The sequence below is a fragment of the Achromobacter sp. ACM01 genome (assembly GCF_014851745.1).
Classification (GTDB): domain Bacteria; phylum Pseudomonadota; class Gammaproteobacteria; order Burkholderiales; family Burkholderiaceae_B; genus Achromobacter; species Achromobacter aegrifaciens.
Genome location: NZ_JACVAF010000003.1, coordinates 490475 through 505032, shown reverse-complemented (window position 1 = coordinate 505032; position 14558 = coordinate 490475). Strand labels below are relative to the sequence as shown.

Below are 14558 nucleotides of genomic sequence, written 5' to 3'. Positions count from 1 at the left end.
CGGCCCGCCCAGCGCGGGCCGCGGCTTTTTCAGGGCAGGTACTTCATCGTGCCGCCCTTGCCGGCCAGCAGGTCGGCGTTCTTCAGCACTGACTTGCGAATGAATTCCCACAGGGCCGTCACGCGTTTGAGCTTGCGCAGGTCTTCATGGCAGTACATCCAGAACGAGCGCGTGATCTCGACCTCGTCCGCCAGCACGGGCGTGAGCCGCGGGTCCTGCGCGGCGATGAAGCAGGGCAGGATCGCCAGCGACTGGCCCTGCAACGCGGCGTGGTATTGCGCCACCACGCTGGTGCTGCGCAATACCACCCTGCTGGCGGGCAGCAGGTCTTCCAGATAGCGCAGCCGCTCGCTGAACAGCAGTTCGTCGACGTAGCCGATGAAGGTGTGGTCGGCCAGGTCCGCGCGCTCGCGGATCGGCGGATGGCTGGCCAGATAGCCGGGCGTGCCGTACAGGCGCAGCGTGTAGTCGCACAGCTTGCTGCACACATAGGGGCCGCGCTGGGGGCGCTCGATGGTGATGGCCAGGTCGGCTTCGCGCTTGGACAGGCTGACAAAGCGCGGCACCGGCAGGATGTCCAGCGTGATGTGCGGATAGCGCCGCTGGAAGTCCGCCGCCAACGGCGTCAGCACATAGCTGCCGAAGCCCTCGGTGGCGCCGATGCGCAAGTGCCCCGACAGCGCCTGGCCGATGCCCGACAGGTTTTCGCGGGCGGAATGCACCGTGCTTTCCATCTGTTCGGCATGGACGAACAGGCGCTGGCCGTCTTCGGTCAGCACGAAGCCCGCGCCGCGCGACTTTTCGAATAGCAGGGTGTCCAGCTCAGCTTCCAGCGCGCGGATGCGCCGCGACACGGTCGTGTGCTCGACCCCGAGCTTGCGCGCCGCGGCGCTCACCCGCTGGGTGCGGGCCACTTCCAGGAAATATCTCAGGCTGTCCCAATCAAGCACTTTCCGGCTCTCCAGGCCCGGCTGCGCGCTGCGCCGCCGGGCAAATTTTGCTTGTGCATGAATGCACAAGGAATGTGCATTTCTAGTGTTGCTTGTTGATTTTCACACATCTACACTGGGTCGGCGGGCTTGGGGCCTGTAGCCAGGCTCTCCGGGGTCTGAACCCCGGGACCGCAGGCCGCGTAGACGGCGCCATAACGAATAAAACTCAGGAGACAAATCCATGAAATTGCACGCACGCGGGCTGGCCGTAGGCTTGTGTCTGGGCGCCGCATTGGTCGGCCAGGCGCAGGCGGCGGATAAGCCGCCAGTGAAGATCGGCATTCTGACGGACATGTCGGGCACCTACGCCGGCATGGGTGGGCCTGGTTCGGTGGCGGCGGCGCAGTTGGCCATCGACGACTGCCTGGCCGCGGAATGCAAGGGCATGAAGATCGAGCTGGTGTCCGCGGACAACCAGAACAAGGCCGACGTGGGCGCGGCCAAAGCGCGCGAATGGTTCGACCGCGACGGCGTCACCGCCATCGCCGACCTGACCAATTCCGCGGTGGCGCTGGCGGTGCAGGGCATTGCGCGCGAAAAGAACAAGGTGGTGATGTTCTCCGGTCCCGCCACTACGGCGCTGACCAACAAGGAATGCTCGCCGGTGGGATTCCACTGGATGTTCGATACCTACTCGCAGTCCGCGGGCGGCGCCAAGGCCACGGTAAAGGCAGGCGGCAAATCCTGGTACTTCATCACCGTGGACTACGCCTTCGGCCACTCGCTGGAAGCCGACACGGCCAAGGCCGTGCAAGCGCTGGGCGGCACCGTCGCCGGCAGCGTGCGCCATCCCCTGAACGCGCCGGACTTCGCGTCCTACCTGCTGCAGGCGCAGGCCTCCAAGGCCCAGGTCGTGGCGCTGGCCAACGGCGGCCAGGACACGGTCAACGCGGTCAAGCAAGCGCGCGAATTCGGCATCGTGGCCGGCGGCCAGCGCCTGGTCTCGTTGCTGATTTTCCTGTCGGACCTGCGCGCGCTGGGCCTGGAAAGCGCCCAGGGCCTGTCGTACGTGGACGGCTTCTACTGGGATTACGACGACGCCACGCGCCAGTGGTCTGGGCGCTTCGAGAAAGCGTTCCGCGGCCTGAAACCCACCATGACGCAGGCCGGTGTGTACTCCAGCGTGCGGCACTACCTGCGCTCGGTCGCCGCTTCCGGCAGCACCGACGGCAAGGTGGTGGCCGACAAGATGCGCGCGCTGCCCATCGAGGATCCGATCATGCGCAACGCGTCCATCCGTCCCGACGGCCGCGTGATCCACGACATGTACCTGTATGAAGTGAAAAAGCCGTCCGAGTCCAAGGGCGGTTGGGACTATTCCAAGTTGGTGGCCACCATTCCGGCCGCCGAAGCCTTCCAGCCGCTGGCGGATTCGAGCTGCCCGCTGGTCAAGAAGTAAACCCGGGGCGCCGGCAGGCCCTTGCCGCCGGCGCCTCACCATCCATGTATGCGGATTCCATCCGCATCGACCATGCAGTGTGAGGAGCATCAAATGAGTGAAGTCCCCCGCGTTCCGCTATTGATCGGCGGCAAGCTCGTGCAGTCCAAAACCACCGAATGGCGGGACGTGATCAATCCCGCTACCCAGGAGGTCGTTGCCAAGGTGCCCTTCGCCACGCGCGAAGAACTGGACCTGGCCGTCTCCAACGCCAAGGAGGCTTTCAAGACCTGGCGCAACAGCGGGCAGGGCGCTCGCATGCGCGTCATGCTGAAGTTCCAGGAACTGCTGCGCGCCAATACCGGCAAGCTGGCCGAAATGATCACCCGCGAGCACGGCAAGACCCTGCCGGACGCCGAGGGCGAAGTCGGCCGCGGCCTGGAAGTGGTGGAGCACGCATGCTCCATCGCCAACCTGCAGCTGGGCGAGTACGCCGAGAATGCCGCTTCCGGCATCGACGTCTACACGCTGATCCAGCCGCTGGGCGTGTGCGCGGGCATCACCGCGTTCAACTTCCCGGTCATGCTGCCTTGCTTCATGTTCCCGATCGCCGTGGCCTGCGGCAACACCTTCATCCTCAAGCCTTCCGAGCAGGATCCGACGTCCTCGCTGTTCCTGGCGCAACTGGCGCTGGAAGCCGGCCTGCCGCCGGGCGTGCTGAACGTGGTGCACGGCGGCCCGGAAACCGCCAACGGCCTGTGCGAACACCCCGACATCAAGGCGGTCTCGTTCATCGGTTCGACCCGCGTCGGCACCGAGATCTACAACCGTGCCTCCGCCGCCGGCAAGCGCTGCCAGTCCATGATGGGCGCCAAGAACCACTGCGTGATCCTGCCGGATGCCGATCCCGAGGTCGCGCTGAACCAGCTGGTGGGCGCCGCCTTCGGCGCGGCCGGCCAACGCTGCATGGCCTCGTCCGTGGCCGTGCTGGTGGGCGAAGCCCGCAACTGGCTGCCTGACTTCGTCGAACGCTCGAAGAAGCTCAAGGTCAATTCCGGCATGGACCGCGAAGCGGATCTCGGCCCTCTCGTTTCGCCCAACGCCAAGAAGCGCGTCGAAAGCCTGATCCAGAAGGGCGTGGACGAAGGCGCCAAGCTGCTGCTGGACGGCCGCAGCCTGAAGGTCGCCGGCTTTGAGCAGGGCAACTTCGTGGGCCCGACGATTTTCGACGGCGTCACCGAAAACATGACCATCTACACCGAGGAAATCTTCGGGCCGGTCCTGTGCGTGGTGGGCGTGGAAACGCTGGAGGACGCGGTTGCGTTCATCAACCGCAATCCCAACGGCAACGGCGTGGCGCTGTTCACCCAGGATGGCGGCGCGGCGCGCTACTTCCAGAACAACATCGACGTCGGCCAGGTCGGCATCAACGTGCCGATCCCGGTGCCGGTGGCCTGGTTCAGCTTCACCGGCTCGCGCGGCTCCAAACTGGGCGACCTGGGCCCCAATGGCAAGCAGGCCGTGCAGTTCTGGACGCAGACCAAGACCGTCACGGCGCGTTGGTCGGCCCATGCCAAGAGCGTGAACACCACAATCTCGATGCGCTGAACTGGGGGCGCCTTGCATGTAAGCTTATACAAATAAGTTATATAACAAGGCGTCCTTATTGCTTATAATTGGCCCGTCTAACAGGGGCCAATTCATGAACCTGCAGCAATTTCGTTTTGTCCGCGAAACCATCCGGCGCGACTTCAACCTGACCGAAGCCGCCCGGATGCTCTATACCTCGCAGCCCGGCGTCTCCAAGGCGATCATCGAGTTCGAGGACGAACTGGGCATCAAGATCTTCGAACGGCACGGCAAGCGCATCAAGGGGCTGACCAAGCCCGGCCTGGCGGTGTCGCAGGTCATCGACCGCATCATGCGCGAAGTGGACAACCTGAAGAAGGTCAGCGACGAGTTCGCGCGCCGCGACGAAGGCGGCCTTGTCATCGCTTGCACCCACACTCAGGCGCGCTATCTGCTGCCGCGCGTGATTCCCGCGTTCCGCAAGCAATTCCCCAAGGTGCACCTGTCGCTGGCCGAAGGCAGCCCCGCGCAACTGGCCGAAATGGTGCTGCATGAGCAGGCCGACCTGGCCCTGGCGACGGAATCGCTGGCCTTGACGCCGGGCCTGGCGACCTTGCCGGTCTATGCCTGGGAACACACCGTGGTGGTGCGCCCGGACCATCCCCTGGCCGAACTGACCTCCAGCGCCGCCAAGCGCCTGTCGCTGGCGCAGCTGGCCGAGTATCCCATCGTGACCTACGACCGCGCCTTCACCGGCCGCAGCACCATCGATGAGATCTTCGCCAACCAGGGTATCCACCCAGACATCGTGCTGGAAGCCATCGACGCCGACGTCATCAAGACCTATGTCGACGTGGGCCTGGGCATTGGCATCATCGCCGGCGTAGCCTACGATCCGCGCCGCGACAGCAACCTGGTGGGCCTGCCGGTGGGCCATCTGTTCGGCACGCATACGACCCGCGTCGGCGTGAAGGCAGGCGTGTTCCTGCGTGACTACGTCTACACCTTCCTGGAGATGCTGGCGCCTTCGCTGACCCGCGCGGTGGTGACCGAAGCGGTGCAGGGCACGCCCAAGTAGGCATCCGTTTCACGGGGCGAGAGGCGCGGCGTCATTGGGCGGCGCGCCTTTTTTCTTGATGCGTCGCGGTCCGCGCTATCCCTTTTCATGGGCTCATAAAAATAATTAAATAAGAACTGATCTCATTTGAGTTGACTAAAAAATAGGAATCATTATCATTACATCCAGTCTCAACGACCCAGTGAGGTTCATCATGACGGCAGGATTAAGTGCAGTGGTAGTGGGCGCCGACCGCCTTGGCAACATCCCGGATCTGCTCAAAGGGCACAATATTTCGATCACGCACCACATCAGCGGGCGTGATCCCTCGCATCAAAAGAAGACGTTGCAACTGCCCTCGGGCACCCAGCTGGTCATCCTGCTGACCGACTTCCTGGGCCACAACGTCATGAAAACCTTCCGCAACGCCGCGCAACGTGGCGGTATCCGAGTCGTCGCTTGTCGGCGTTCGGTATGCAGCATGCAGCAGGCCCTGCAGCAATGCGGCCTGTGCCAGCGGGCTGGCTCTGTGCACTGAAGACACGGTCTGCCGCCGCCAAACAAAAAACTGGGGAGGCCGAAACGGCCTGCGGCCCAAAGCGCCGCGAAGAGATGGAAAAACGCCGCCGGACTGGAAAGTCCGGCGGCGTTTTGCTTGTAGCGGGGAGAGCCTGGCGGCTATCCTGGGAATGTGTCAGTTGGAGGCGCGGGCGGACGCCATCAGGCTGTTGTCCAGGCGGCGCGCGCCGTTGTAGCGCTTGGACCAGTAGGCCATGGTCATGTTTTCGACGCGGACCACGCCGCCAGCGCTGGGCGAGTGCACGAAGCGGTCGTCGCCCAGGTAGATGCCCACGTGCGAGTAGCGGCGGCCCAGCGTATTGAAGAAGACCAGGTCGCCGGCCTTCAGTTCGTTCTTGGCGACCGAGACGCCTTGCTGCGCCATCTCGGCGGCGTTGCGGGGCAGCTTCAGGCCCAGCGAACGTTCGGCGGTGTAGGTCACCAGGCCGCTGCAGTCGAATCCGGTATCGGGGGAATTGCCGCCGAAGCGGTAGCGGATGCCCAGATGGTTCAGGGCTTCGCTGACCAGGGCGTTGTCGCTGCTGACGCCGGAGTGGGTCTTCTGGCGTTCGCGCTTGAATTTCTGGCTTACCAGTACGCCGATGGGATCATCGGAGGTGGCGACCCATTCCGTCTCGTAGGGGTCAATCTCGGACGTATGGGCGGTTGACTTTTGATTTGTAGCGGCACAACCTGCCAGACCCACCACGCATGCAACCAACGCCAGCAAGCGCAGACCGCGAGTTGCTTGGCCGGAGGATGAATTCAGTCTCGCGTGGTTGGAGTGTCGATGCATGCGCCTGGGGGTGATTTGCAGATAACGGCAAAAAACACGGAATTCGCCGTGAATGTGGCCGAGATGTCAGCAAAATCAACATTGTTCTACAACTTCGCGGGGATTCTACCAAACTTTTAAGACCAGTTAGTTACGAAACCGGCGTTAATGTCCATGCAGCGTGGACATTTGGTAGAACATTTTGACTTGCGGCAAGCCTCGTGCAAGGTTTGCCTACCAGAATGACCGAAGGATCAGAGAAGAAATCAATCAGCCTTAAGGCCTAAGAAAGATAACAGGAGACATAAATGCAAAAAACCCGGGATTTCCATTACCGCTCGATACATGACCGCGACGCGTTCTGGCGGGAAGAGGCCGGCCGCATCCACTGGGAGACGCCCTTCGAGTCCGTGCTGGACTTCTCCCGGCCGCCGTTCGCCAAGTGGTTCACGGGCGGGCGCACCAATCTCTGTTACAACGCCGTCGACCGCTGGCTGCCGACCCAGGCCGAAACGCCGGCCCTGATCTGGGTGTCCACCGAGGTCGACCGCGAGCGCGTCTACACGCGCCAGGAAATGTACGAAGAGGTCAACGCCGCCGCTGCCATGCTCAAGGAGCTCGGGGTGGGGCGCGGCGACCGGGTGCTGCTGTACATGCCCATGGTGCCGGAAGCCGTGTTCACCATGCTGGCGTGCGCGCGGATCGGCGCGGTACATTCGGTGGTGTTCGGCGGCTTCGCCTCGGTCAATCTGGCCCAGCGCATCGACGACGCGGCGCCCAAAGTGGTGGTCTGCACCGACGGCGGTTCGCGCGGCGGCAAGGTCGTGCCCTACAAACCCTTGCTGGACCGTGCCTTGGCGCTGGCCAAGACGCCGCCGGCCTCGGTGGTGGTGTTCGACCGCGGCCTGGCGCCGTTCGAACCCGTCGCAGGACGCGACCTGGATTACGAGACGCTGCGCCAGCGCCACCTGGGCGCGCGGGTGCCGGTGGAATGGCTGGAGTCCTCGGAGCCCAGCTATATCCTCTATACCTCGGGCACCACCGGCAGGCCCAAAGGCGTGCAGCGCGATACCGGCGGCTATGCCGTGGCGCTGGCCTCGTCCATGGAATACCTGTTCGACGGCCGCGCCGGCGACACCTTCTTCTGCACCAGCGACATCGGCTGGGTGGTGGGCCATTCGTACATCATCTACGGCCCCCTGATCGGCGGGCAGGCGACGGTGCTGTATGAAGGCACCCCGGTGCGTCCGGACGGCGCCATCCTGTGGAAGCTGGTGGAGGAGTTCGGCGTCAACACCCTGTTCTCGGCGCCGACCGCGGTGCGCGTGCTCAAGCGCCAGGATCCGGAGCTGCTCAAGCGCCACGACCTGTCCTCGTTGCGTGCGGTCTATCTGGCGGGCGAACCGCTGGACGAGCCGACCGCGCAATGGATCTCGGGCGGCCTGGGCAAGCCCATCATCGACAACTACTGGCAGACGGAATCGGGCTGGCCGATCCTGTCGGCCCAGCCTGGCGTGGAAAAGGTCCCGACGCGCTTCGGCAGCCCGTCGTTCCCGGTATATGGCTTTGACGCGCGCATCGTCAGCGAGTCCACGGGCGAGGATCTGGGCCCCGACCAGAAAGGCGTGGTGGCCATCGTGCCGCCGCTGCCGCCGGGCGCCATGTCCACCATCTGGGGCGACGACGAGCGCTTCGTGCAGACCTACTTCACCTCCATTCCCGGCCGCCAGGTGTATTCGACCTTCGACTGGGGCCTGGTGGACGCCGATGGCTACTGGTTCATCCTGGGGCGCACGGATGATGTGATCAATGTGGCGGGCCACCGGCTGGGCACGCGCGAGATCGAGGAATCCGTCAATAGCCACAACGCGATTGCCGAATGCGCGGTCGTGGGCGTGGCGGACTCGCTCAAGGGCCAGGTTGCGATGGCGTTCGCCGTGCTCAAGAATCCCGCCGGAGCCGAAACCGAGGAAGGGGCAAAGCGCCTGGAAGGCGATATCATGCGGCTGGTGGAAGAGCAGCTGGGAGCGGTGGCTAGGCCCGCCAGGATCCGGTTCGTGGGCGCATTGCCCAAGACCCGTTCCGGCAAGGTCCTGCGCCGCGCGATCGTCGCGGTATGCGAAGGACGTGATCCCGGCGATCTGACCACCATAGAAGATCCCACCGCCCTGGAACAAATAAAGGAGTCGCTGCAATGAATACCAAACCCGTGCTGGCCGCCGAAGACGTCAAGAAGATCTTGGCTGCGGCCGAAGCACACGCCCTGCAGAACAAATGGGCGGTCGCCATTGCCGTTGTCGACGATGGCGGGCATCTGATGGGCATGCTGCGCCTGGATGGCGTGGCGCCGATTTCTTCCCATATTGCGCCGGCCAAGGCCAAGACTGCCGCCATGGGCTGCCGCGAATCGCGGATCTACGAAGAGATCATCAATAACGGGCGTTATTCGTTCCTGTCGGCGCCGCTCCTCGAAGGCATGCTGGAAGGCGGCGTCCCTATCGTGGCGAATGGCCATGTCGTCGGCGCCGTCGGCGTGTCGGGCGTGAAGTCGACCGAAGATGCGCTGATCGCTCAAGCTGGCATCGCCGCCCTGGGCCTATGAGCCACGGCGAGCCGTCGGATGCGCCGGCCGGCGCATCCGCGCAGAACGCTGGAGCAGGGGGCGACGGCCCCCTGAATCCCGGCGTGGCCAAACGCGAGGTCTGGGCCTGGGCCATGTACGACTTCGCCAATTCCGGCTACACCACCGTGATCCTCACGGCGGTGTTCAGCACCTATTTCGTCGGTGTGGTCGGCGGGCGCGCGCCCTGGGCCACGCTGGCCTGGACCGCGGCGCTGTCGCTGTCCTACCTCCTCATCATGCTGACCATGCCCACGCTGGGCGCCCGCGCCGATGCGCGCGCCAGCAAGCGCCGCCTGCTGTTTTCGAGCACGGTGGGTTGCGTGGCCGCTACGCTGGTGCTGACGCAGGCCGGGCCCGGGGACGTCTGGCTGGCGCTGGCCGCCATCGTCATTTCCAACTACTGCTATTGCGTTGGCGAATCCGTGGTCGCGGCCTTCCTGCCGGAACTCGCGCGGCCCTCCGCGCTGGGCCGCGTTTCGGGCTGGGGCTGGAGCTTCGGCTATTGCGGCGGCATGCTCACGCTGGGCTTGTCGCTGGTGGTCGTGACGCTGGCCGAGGGGCGTGGCGAGACGGCCGAGCATTTCGTGCCGTGGGTCATCGTGGTCACGTGCGCGGTGTTCGCGCTGGCGGCGCTGCCGTCCTTCTTCCTGCTGCGCGAACGCGCGAAGCCGCAGGCCGGCAAGCAGGAGGCGCTGCACATGCTCAAGCGCCTGGCCTATGCCTGGCGCGAAACCGGCCAGCATTTTCCGGAGTTCCGCCGCCTGCTCATGTGCATCGCCTGCTACCAGGCGGGCATTTCGGTGGTGATCACGCTGGCCGCGGTCTATGCCTCGGAGGTCATGGGCTTCACCACGCCGCAGATCATGCTGCTGGTGTTCACCGTAAACATCGGCGCGGCGGCCGGCGCGTTTTCGTTCGGCTACGTGCAGGACCGCATCGGCCACAAGCCGGCGCTGGCCCTGACGCTGTGCGGCTGGATCGTGATGGTGCTGGTGGCCTACGCCGCCGTGACCGCGCCCGTGTTCTGGGTCGCGGCCACGTTGGCCGGGCTGTGCATGGGCACCACGCAGAGCGCGGGCCGCGCCATGACCGGCGCGCTGGCGCCCGCCGGCCGGCTGGCAGAGTTTTACTCGCTGTGGACCTTCGCGGTGCAACTGGCCGCGGTGATCGGTCCGCTGACCTACGGCCTGGTGACCTGGGCCACGCACGGCAACCACCGGCTTGCGATCCTGGTGACCGGCCTGTTCTTCGTGGGCGGCCTCATCCTTTTGTCGCGCGTGGACGTGAAGCGCGGGCTGGAACGGCGCGCCGCCTGAGGCGCGCGGTTCGCGCAGGCTGCTATCCTTATGGACTGTCCGGTGCCGCCGCGTCGAGGGCGCGGCGGCACGCCTTGATTACCCGGCGCCGGCCTTGCGCCGCGGGCTCCGGCCCGCATTTTGCGTAAGGTGCCCGTAAGAGCGCGGCGATACGGTTGCGGTTGGGTAATGAACAAGCGGCACAAACAAACAGAATTACCGATTGGAGACAAAGATCATGTCGAACGCTATTGAGTCCGTACTGGTGGAAACCCGGGTGTTCCCGCCGCCCGAGCGCGCAGCAGAAGGCGCCGCGATTCCCAGCATGGAGGCCTACAACGCGCTGTGCGCGCAGGTCGAAAACGATTTCGACGGATTCTGGGCCGGGCAGGCGCGCGACAACCTGCAGTGGACCAAGCCGTTCACGCAGGTCCTGGACGAATCGGACGCGCCGTTCTACCGCTGGTTCGGCGATGGCGAATTGAACGTGTCGGCCAACTGTCTGGACGTGCACCTGACCAACGGCAATGCCGACAAGACCGCCATCATCTTTGAAACCGACGACGGCAAGGTCAACAAGGTCAGCTACCGCGAACTGCTGGCGCGCGTCTGCCGCTTCGCCAACGGCATGAAGGCGCTGGGCTACAAGAAGGGCGACCGCGCCATCATCTACATGCCCATGTCGATCGAAGCCGTGGTGGCCATGCAGGCCTGCGCGCGCCTGGGCGTGACGCACTCGGTGGTGTTCGGCGGCTTCTCGGCCAAGAGCCTGCAGGAGCGCATCATGGACGTGGGCGCGTCCCTGGTCATCACCGCCGACGAGCAGGTGCGCGGCGGCAAGACCATCCCGCTCAAGCCCGCGGTCGAAGAAGCCTTCACCATGGGCGGCTGCGAGGCCGTGAGCAAGGTCATCGTGTACCGCCGCACCGGCGGCAAGGTGCAATGGAACGAAGGCCGCGACCTCTGGATGCACGACGTCGAAGCCGGCCAGCCCGACACCTGCGAACCCGTGCCGGTCAACGCCGAGCATCCGCTCTTCATCCTCTATACCTCCGGCTCCACCGGCAAGCCCAAGGGCGTGCAGCATTCCTCGGCGGGCTACCTGCTGTGGGCGCTGCTGACGGTGAAGTGGACCTTCGACGCCCGCAAGGACGACGTGTACTGGTGCACGGCCGACGTGGGCTGGGTCACCGGCCACACCTACATCACCTACGGTCCGCTGGCCGCCGGCCTGACGCAGGTGGTGTTCGAAGGCGTGCCGACCTATCCCAACGCCGGCCGCTTCTGGGACATGATCGCGCGCCACAAGGTCACCACCTTCTACACCGCGCCCACCGCGATCCGCTCGCTGATCAAGGCCGCCGAGGCCGCGCCCGAAGCGCATCCGCAGAACTACGACCTGGACAGCCTGCGCATCATCGGCACGGTGGGCGAGCCCATCAATCCCGAAGCCTGGATGTGGTACCACAAGAACATCGGCCGCGAACGTTGCCCCATCGTGGACACGTGGTGGCAGACCGAGACCGGCGGCCACATGATCACGCCGCTGCCTGGCGCCACGCCGACCAAGCCGGGTTCCTGCACCTTGCCGCTGCCGGGCATCGCCGCCGCCATCGTCGACGAGACCGGCGGCGACGTGGAGCAGGGCAATGGCGGCTTCCTGGTCATCAAGCGTCCGTGGCCCGCCATGATCCGCAACATCTGGGGTGACCCGGAGCGTTTCAAGAAGAGCTACTTTCCCTCGGAACTGCGCGGCTACTACCTGGCCGGCGACGGCGCGCAGCGCGATGCCGACGGCTATTTCTGGATCATGGGCCGCATCGACGACGTGCTGAACGTGTCCGGCCACCGCCTGGGCACGATGGAAGTCGAGTCCGCGCTGGTGGCGCACGAACTGGTGGCGGAAGCCGCGGTGGTGGGCCGTCCGGACGACACGACGGGCGAAGCCGTGGTGGCCTTCGTGGTGCTCAAGCGTTCGCGTCCGGAAGGCGAAGAGGCGCAAGCCATCGCCAAGGTGCTGCGCGACTGGGTGGCCAAGGAAATCGGCCCCATCGCCAAGCCCAAGGACATCCGCTTCGGCGACAACCTGCCCAAGACCCGCTCGGGCAAGATCATGCGCCGCCTGTTGCGCGTGGTCGCCAAGGGCGAGGAAATCACGCAGGACGTTTCCACGCTGGAGAATCCGGCCATCCTGGATCAGTTGGCCAAGTCGCTGTGATCCTTCCCGTCCACTTGATGGACGGGAACGGCCCGCCTGCAGCCTCCGCGGGAGGCAAGGCAGGCGCATAATGTCATACGCCCGTATCGGAACCGCCGGTACGGGCGTATTTGCTTTTTCGCGCCCAGAATTTTTTCCCACGGAGCCGTGCCAGTGAGCCGCAGCAGTTTCGATCGAGCAGGGCTAGCCCTGATGTTCAGCACCATCCTGGTCTGGGCGGGCAGCTGGATCGCGATGAAACTGATCGTTCCCTACATCGGTCCCTTCGATTTCGTGGCGCTGCGCTACGTTTCGGGCGGCCTGGTGCTGTTCGCGCTGGCCATCGCGATGCGGCGGCCGCTGGCGATGCCGCCCTGGAAGCTGACATTGCTGATCGGTCTGACGCAGACGGCCGGATTCCAGGGTTTTGTACAGACGGCGCTGGTGTCGGGCGGCGTGGGCAAGGTCTCGCTCATGGCGTACACGATGCCGTTCTGGGTGATCCTCTTCGCGTGGTGGCTGCTGGGCGAACGTCCCACGGCGCGGCATGGGGTGGGCATTGCGCTGGCCGCCATCGGGCTGGTCTGCTTCGTCGAACCCTGGAACGGCCTGGGCGATATCCGGCCCGTGTTGCTGGGGCTGGGCAGCGGCCTGTGCTGGGGCGTGGGCACCGTGCTGTCCAAGCGCATGTTCGAGCGGCACGCGCCCGATGTGATGACATTCACCGCCTGGCAGATGCTGCTGGGCGGACTGGTCATGACGCCGGTCGCCTTTCTGGTGCCGCAGATGCCGGCCCAGTGGGGCTGGCAGCTCTGGGCCGGCATGGCTTACATCGTGCTGATCGCGACCGCCGCGGGCTGGTTGTTGTGGCTGCTGGTGGTGCGACTGGTGCCGGCGTCGATCGCAGGCCTGTCCAGCCTGGGCGTGCCAGTCGTGGCCATGCTGTTCGCCTGGGCGCTGCTGTCCGAGCAGCCTACCGCGGCTGAGCTGGGCGGCATGGCGCTGATCCTGGCCGGCATCTGGGTAGTGAGCCGCGCGGCGCCGGCGGCGCGCGCCGAATAAGCGCTTTCCATATTCCTTTTCCTATCCTGGGATTTTCCATGATCGATCTGCGTAGCGACACAGTCACCCGGCCATCCGCAGCCATGTTGCAGGCCATGGTCTGCGCGCCCCTGGGCGATGACGTGATGGGCGATGACCCGACCGTGATCCGCCTGCAGGAGGCGGTTGCCGAGCGCACGGGCAAGGCGGCCGGGCTGTTTTTCCCCTCTGGCACGCAAAGCAATCTGGGGGCTCTGATGGCCCATTGCGAGCGCGGCGACGAGTACCTGGTGGGCCAGCTTGCGCACACCTATAAGTACGAAGGGGGCGGGGCGGCCGTGCTGGGCAGCATCCAGCCGCAGCCCATAGAACATGCGGCGGACGGCTCCTTGCCGCTGGACAAGTTGACCGCGGCGCTCAAGCCCGAGGGCGACGCGCATTTCGCCCGCACCCGCTTGCTGGCGCTGGAGAATACTTTCCACGGAAAGCTGATTCCGGCCAGCTACGTGCAGGCCGCGACCGACTGGGCGCGCCAGCATGGCCTGGCGACGCATCTGGACGGCGCCCGCGTGTTCAACGCGGCCGTCGCCAGCGGCAAGCCGGTGGCGGACCTGTGCGCGCCTTTCGACACGGTGTCCATCTGTTTTTCCAAGGGCCTGGGCGCGCCCGTGGGGTCGGTGCTGGTCGGCAGCGTCGAACTCATCGCCCGCGCCCGCCGCTGGCGCAAGATGCTGGGCGGCGGTTTGCGCCAGGCTGGCGTGCTGGCCGCGGCCTGCCTGTATGCGCTGGAGCACAACGTGGAGCGCCTGGCCGAAGACCACGAGAACGCCCGGCTGCTGGCAGAAGGGCTGCGCGCCATTCCGGGCGTAAAGGTATTGAGCCAGGACACCAACATGGTGTTCGCGGAATTCGAGCCCGCGCGCTGCGATGAACTCACCGCCAAGCTGGCGGCTGACGGTATCCAGATGCGGGCTGTGTATGGCGGCCCGACCCGCCTGGTCACGCACCTGGACGTGTCCGCCGCTGACGTGCGGCAGGTGGTCCAGGCGGTGACCCGGCACCTGGCATAAGCG

General features: G+C 65.3%; 12 protein-coding genes. 10 read left to right on the top strand and 2 right to left on the bottom strand.

All coding sequences use genetic code 11. The annotated features are described in order from the left end of the window. Positions 1-29: 29 nt before the first annotated feature. Positions 30-950, bottom strand: a complete 921-nt coding sequence (locus tag IB268_RS17080) for a LysR family transcriptional regulator (protein WP_192354556.1) — start codon at positions 948-950, stop codon at positions 30-32. Positions 951-1173: 223 nt separating this feature from the next. On the opposite strand from IB268_RS17080, the gene IB268_RS17075 reads away from it, so the two are divergent. The 4 genes from IB268_RS17075 (at position 1174) to IB268_RS17060 (ending at position 5534) form a co-directional block, all read left to right on the top strand. Then, positions 1174-2391 carry an ABC transporter substrate-binding protein gene (locus IB268_RS17075; RefSeq protein WP_054450656.1) on the top strand — a complete coding sequence of 406 codons (1218 nt, stop codon included), beginning with the start codon at positions 1174-1176 and terminating at the stop codon, positions 2389-2391. 93 nt (positions 2392-2484) lie between these two features. Next, positions 2485-3978 (top strand): CoA-acylating methylmalonate-semialdehyde dehydrogenase, encoded by a 1494-nt coding sequence (locus IB268_RS17070; protein WP_054450658.1) that lies wholly within the window; start codon positions 2485-2487, stop codon positions 3976-3978. Between the two features lie 94 nt (positions 3979-4072). Continuing rightward, complete coding sequence (locus tag IB268_RS17065; protein ID WP_054450660.1) at positions 4073-5017, top strand: CysB family HTH-type transcriptional regulator; 945 nt, start codon at positions 4073-4075, stop codon at positions 5015-5017. Between the two features lie 193 nt (positions 5018-5210). Continuing rightward, entirely contained in the window at positions 5211-5534 is a 324-nt protein-coding gene (locus IB268_RS17060) for a DUF2325 domain-containing protein (RefSeq protein WP_054451313.1), read from the top strand. Between the two features lie 156 nt (positions 5535-5690). Here the strand turns inward: IB268_RS17060 and IB268_RS17055 are convergent, their stop codons facing one another. Continuing rightward, complete coding sequence (locus IB268_RS17055) at positions 5691-6350, bottom strand: C40 family peptidase (RefSeq protein ID WP_054450662.1); 660 nt, start codon at positions 6348-6350, stop codon at positions 5691-5693. Between the two features lie 287 nt (positions 6351-6637). On the opposite strand from IB268_RS17055, the gene IB268_RS17050 reads away from it, so the two are divergent. From IB268_RS17050 to ltaE, 6 genes are all read left to right on the top strand, one after another. Beyond that, positions 6638-8527 carry a propionate--CoA ligase gene (locus IB268_RS17050; RefSeq protein WP_192354555.1) on the top strand — a complete coding sequence of 630 codons (1890 nt, stop codon included), beginning with the start codon at positions 6638-6640 and terminating at the stop codon, positions 8525-8527. After that, positions 8524-8931 (top strand): heme-binding protein, encoded by a 408-nt coding sequence (locus IB268_RS17045; protein WP_088139066.1) that lies wholly within the window; start codon positions 8524-8526, stop codon positions 8929-8931. The genes IB268_RS17050 and IB268_RS17045 overlap by 4 nt, the downstream gene beginning before the upstream one ends. Beyond that, positions 8928-10268, top strand: a complete 1341-nt coding sequence (locus tag IB268_RS17040; protein ID WP_054450669.1) for an MFS transporter — start codon at positions 8928-8930, stop codon at positions 10266-10268. The genes IB268_RS17045 and IB268_RS17040 overlap by 4 nt, the downstream gene beginning before the upstream one ends. Before the next feature lie 217 nt (positions 10269-10485). Beyond that, positions 10486-12465 (top strand): acetate--CoA ligase, encoded by a 1980-nt coding sequence (gene acs / locus IB268_RS17035; RefSeq protein ID WP_054450671.1) that lies wholly within the window; start codon positions 10486-10488, stop codon positions 12463-12465. A 153-nt stretch (positions 12466-12618) separates the two neighbouring features. Continuing rightward, a complete protein-coding gene (locus tag IB268_RS17030; protein WP_119450963.1) occupies positions 12619-13506 on the top strand; it encodes a DMT family transporter in 888 nt (295 codons plus the stop codon). A gap of 38 nt (positions 13507-13544) precedes the next feature. Continuing rightward, positions 13545-14555: a low-specificity L-threonine aldolase gene (gene ltaE, locus IB268_RS17025; protein WP_119450962.1), complete on the top strand. Its 1011-nt coding sequence runs from the start codon at positions 13545-13547 to the stop codon at positions 14553-14555. Positions 14556-14558: the final 3 nt, after the last annotated feature.

Coding starts and splice junctions, on each gene's coding strand:
- IB268_RS17040 (WP_054450669.1), top strand. CDS start 8,928: ATGAGCCACGGCGAGCCGTCGGATGCGCCGGCCGGCGCATCCGCGCAG.
- acs (WP_054450671.1), top strand. CDS start 10,486: ATGTCGAACGCTATTGAGTCCGTACTGGTGGAAACCCGGGTGTTCCCG.
- IB268_RS17065 (WP_054450660.1), top strand. CDS start 4,073: ATGAACCTGCAGCAATTTCGTTTTGTCCGCGAAACCATCCGGCGCGAC.
- ltaE (WP_119450962.1), top strand. CDS start 13,545: ATGATCGATCTGCGTAGCGACACAGTCACCCGGCCATCCGCAGCCATG.
- IB268_RS17055 (WP_054450662.1), bottom strand. CDS start 6,350: ATGCATCGACACTCCAACCACGCGAGACTGAATTCATCCTCCGGCCAA.
- IB268_RS17060 (WP_054451313.1), top strand. CDS start 5,211: ATGACGGCAGGATTAAGTGCAGTGGTAGTGGGCGCCGACCGCCTTGGC.
- IB268_RS17070 (WP_054450658.1), top strand. CDS start 2,485: ATGAGTGAAGTCCCCCGCGTTCCGCTATTGATCGGCGGCAAGCTCGTG.
- IB268_RS17050 (WP_192354555.1), top strand. CDS start 6,638: ATGCAAAAAACCCGGGATTTCCATTACCGCTCGATACATGACCGCGAC.
- IB268_RS17045 (WP_088139066.1), top strand. CDS start 8,524: ATGAATACCAAACCCGTGCTGGCCGCCGAAGACGTCAAGAAGATCTTG.
- IB268_RS17075 (WP_054450656.1), top strand. CDS start 1,174: ATGAAATTGCACGCACGCGGGCTGGCCGTAGGCTTGTGTCTGGGCGCC.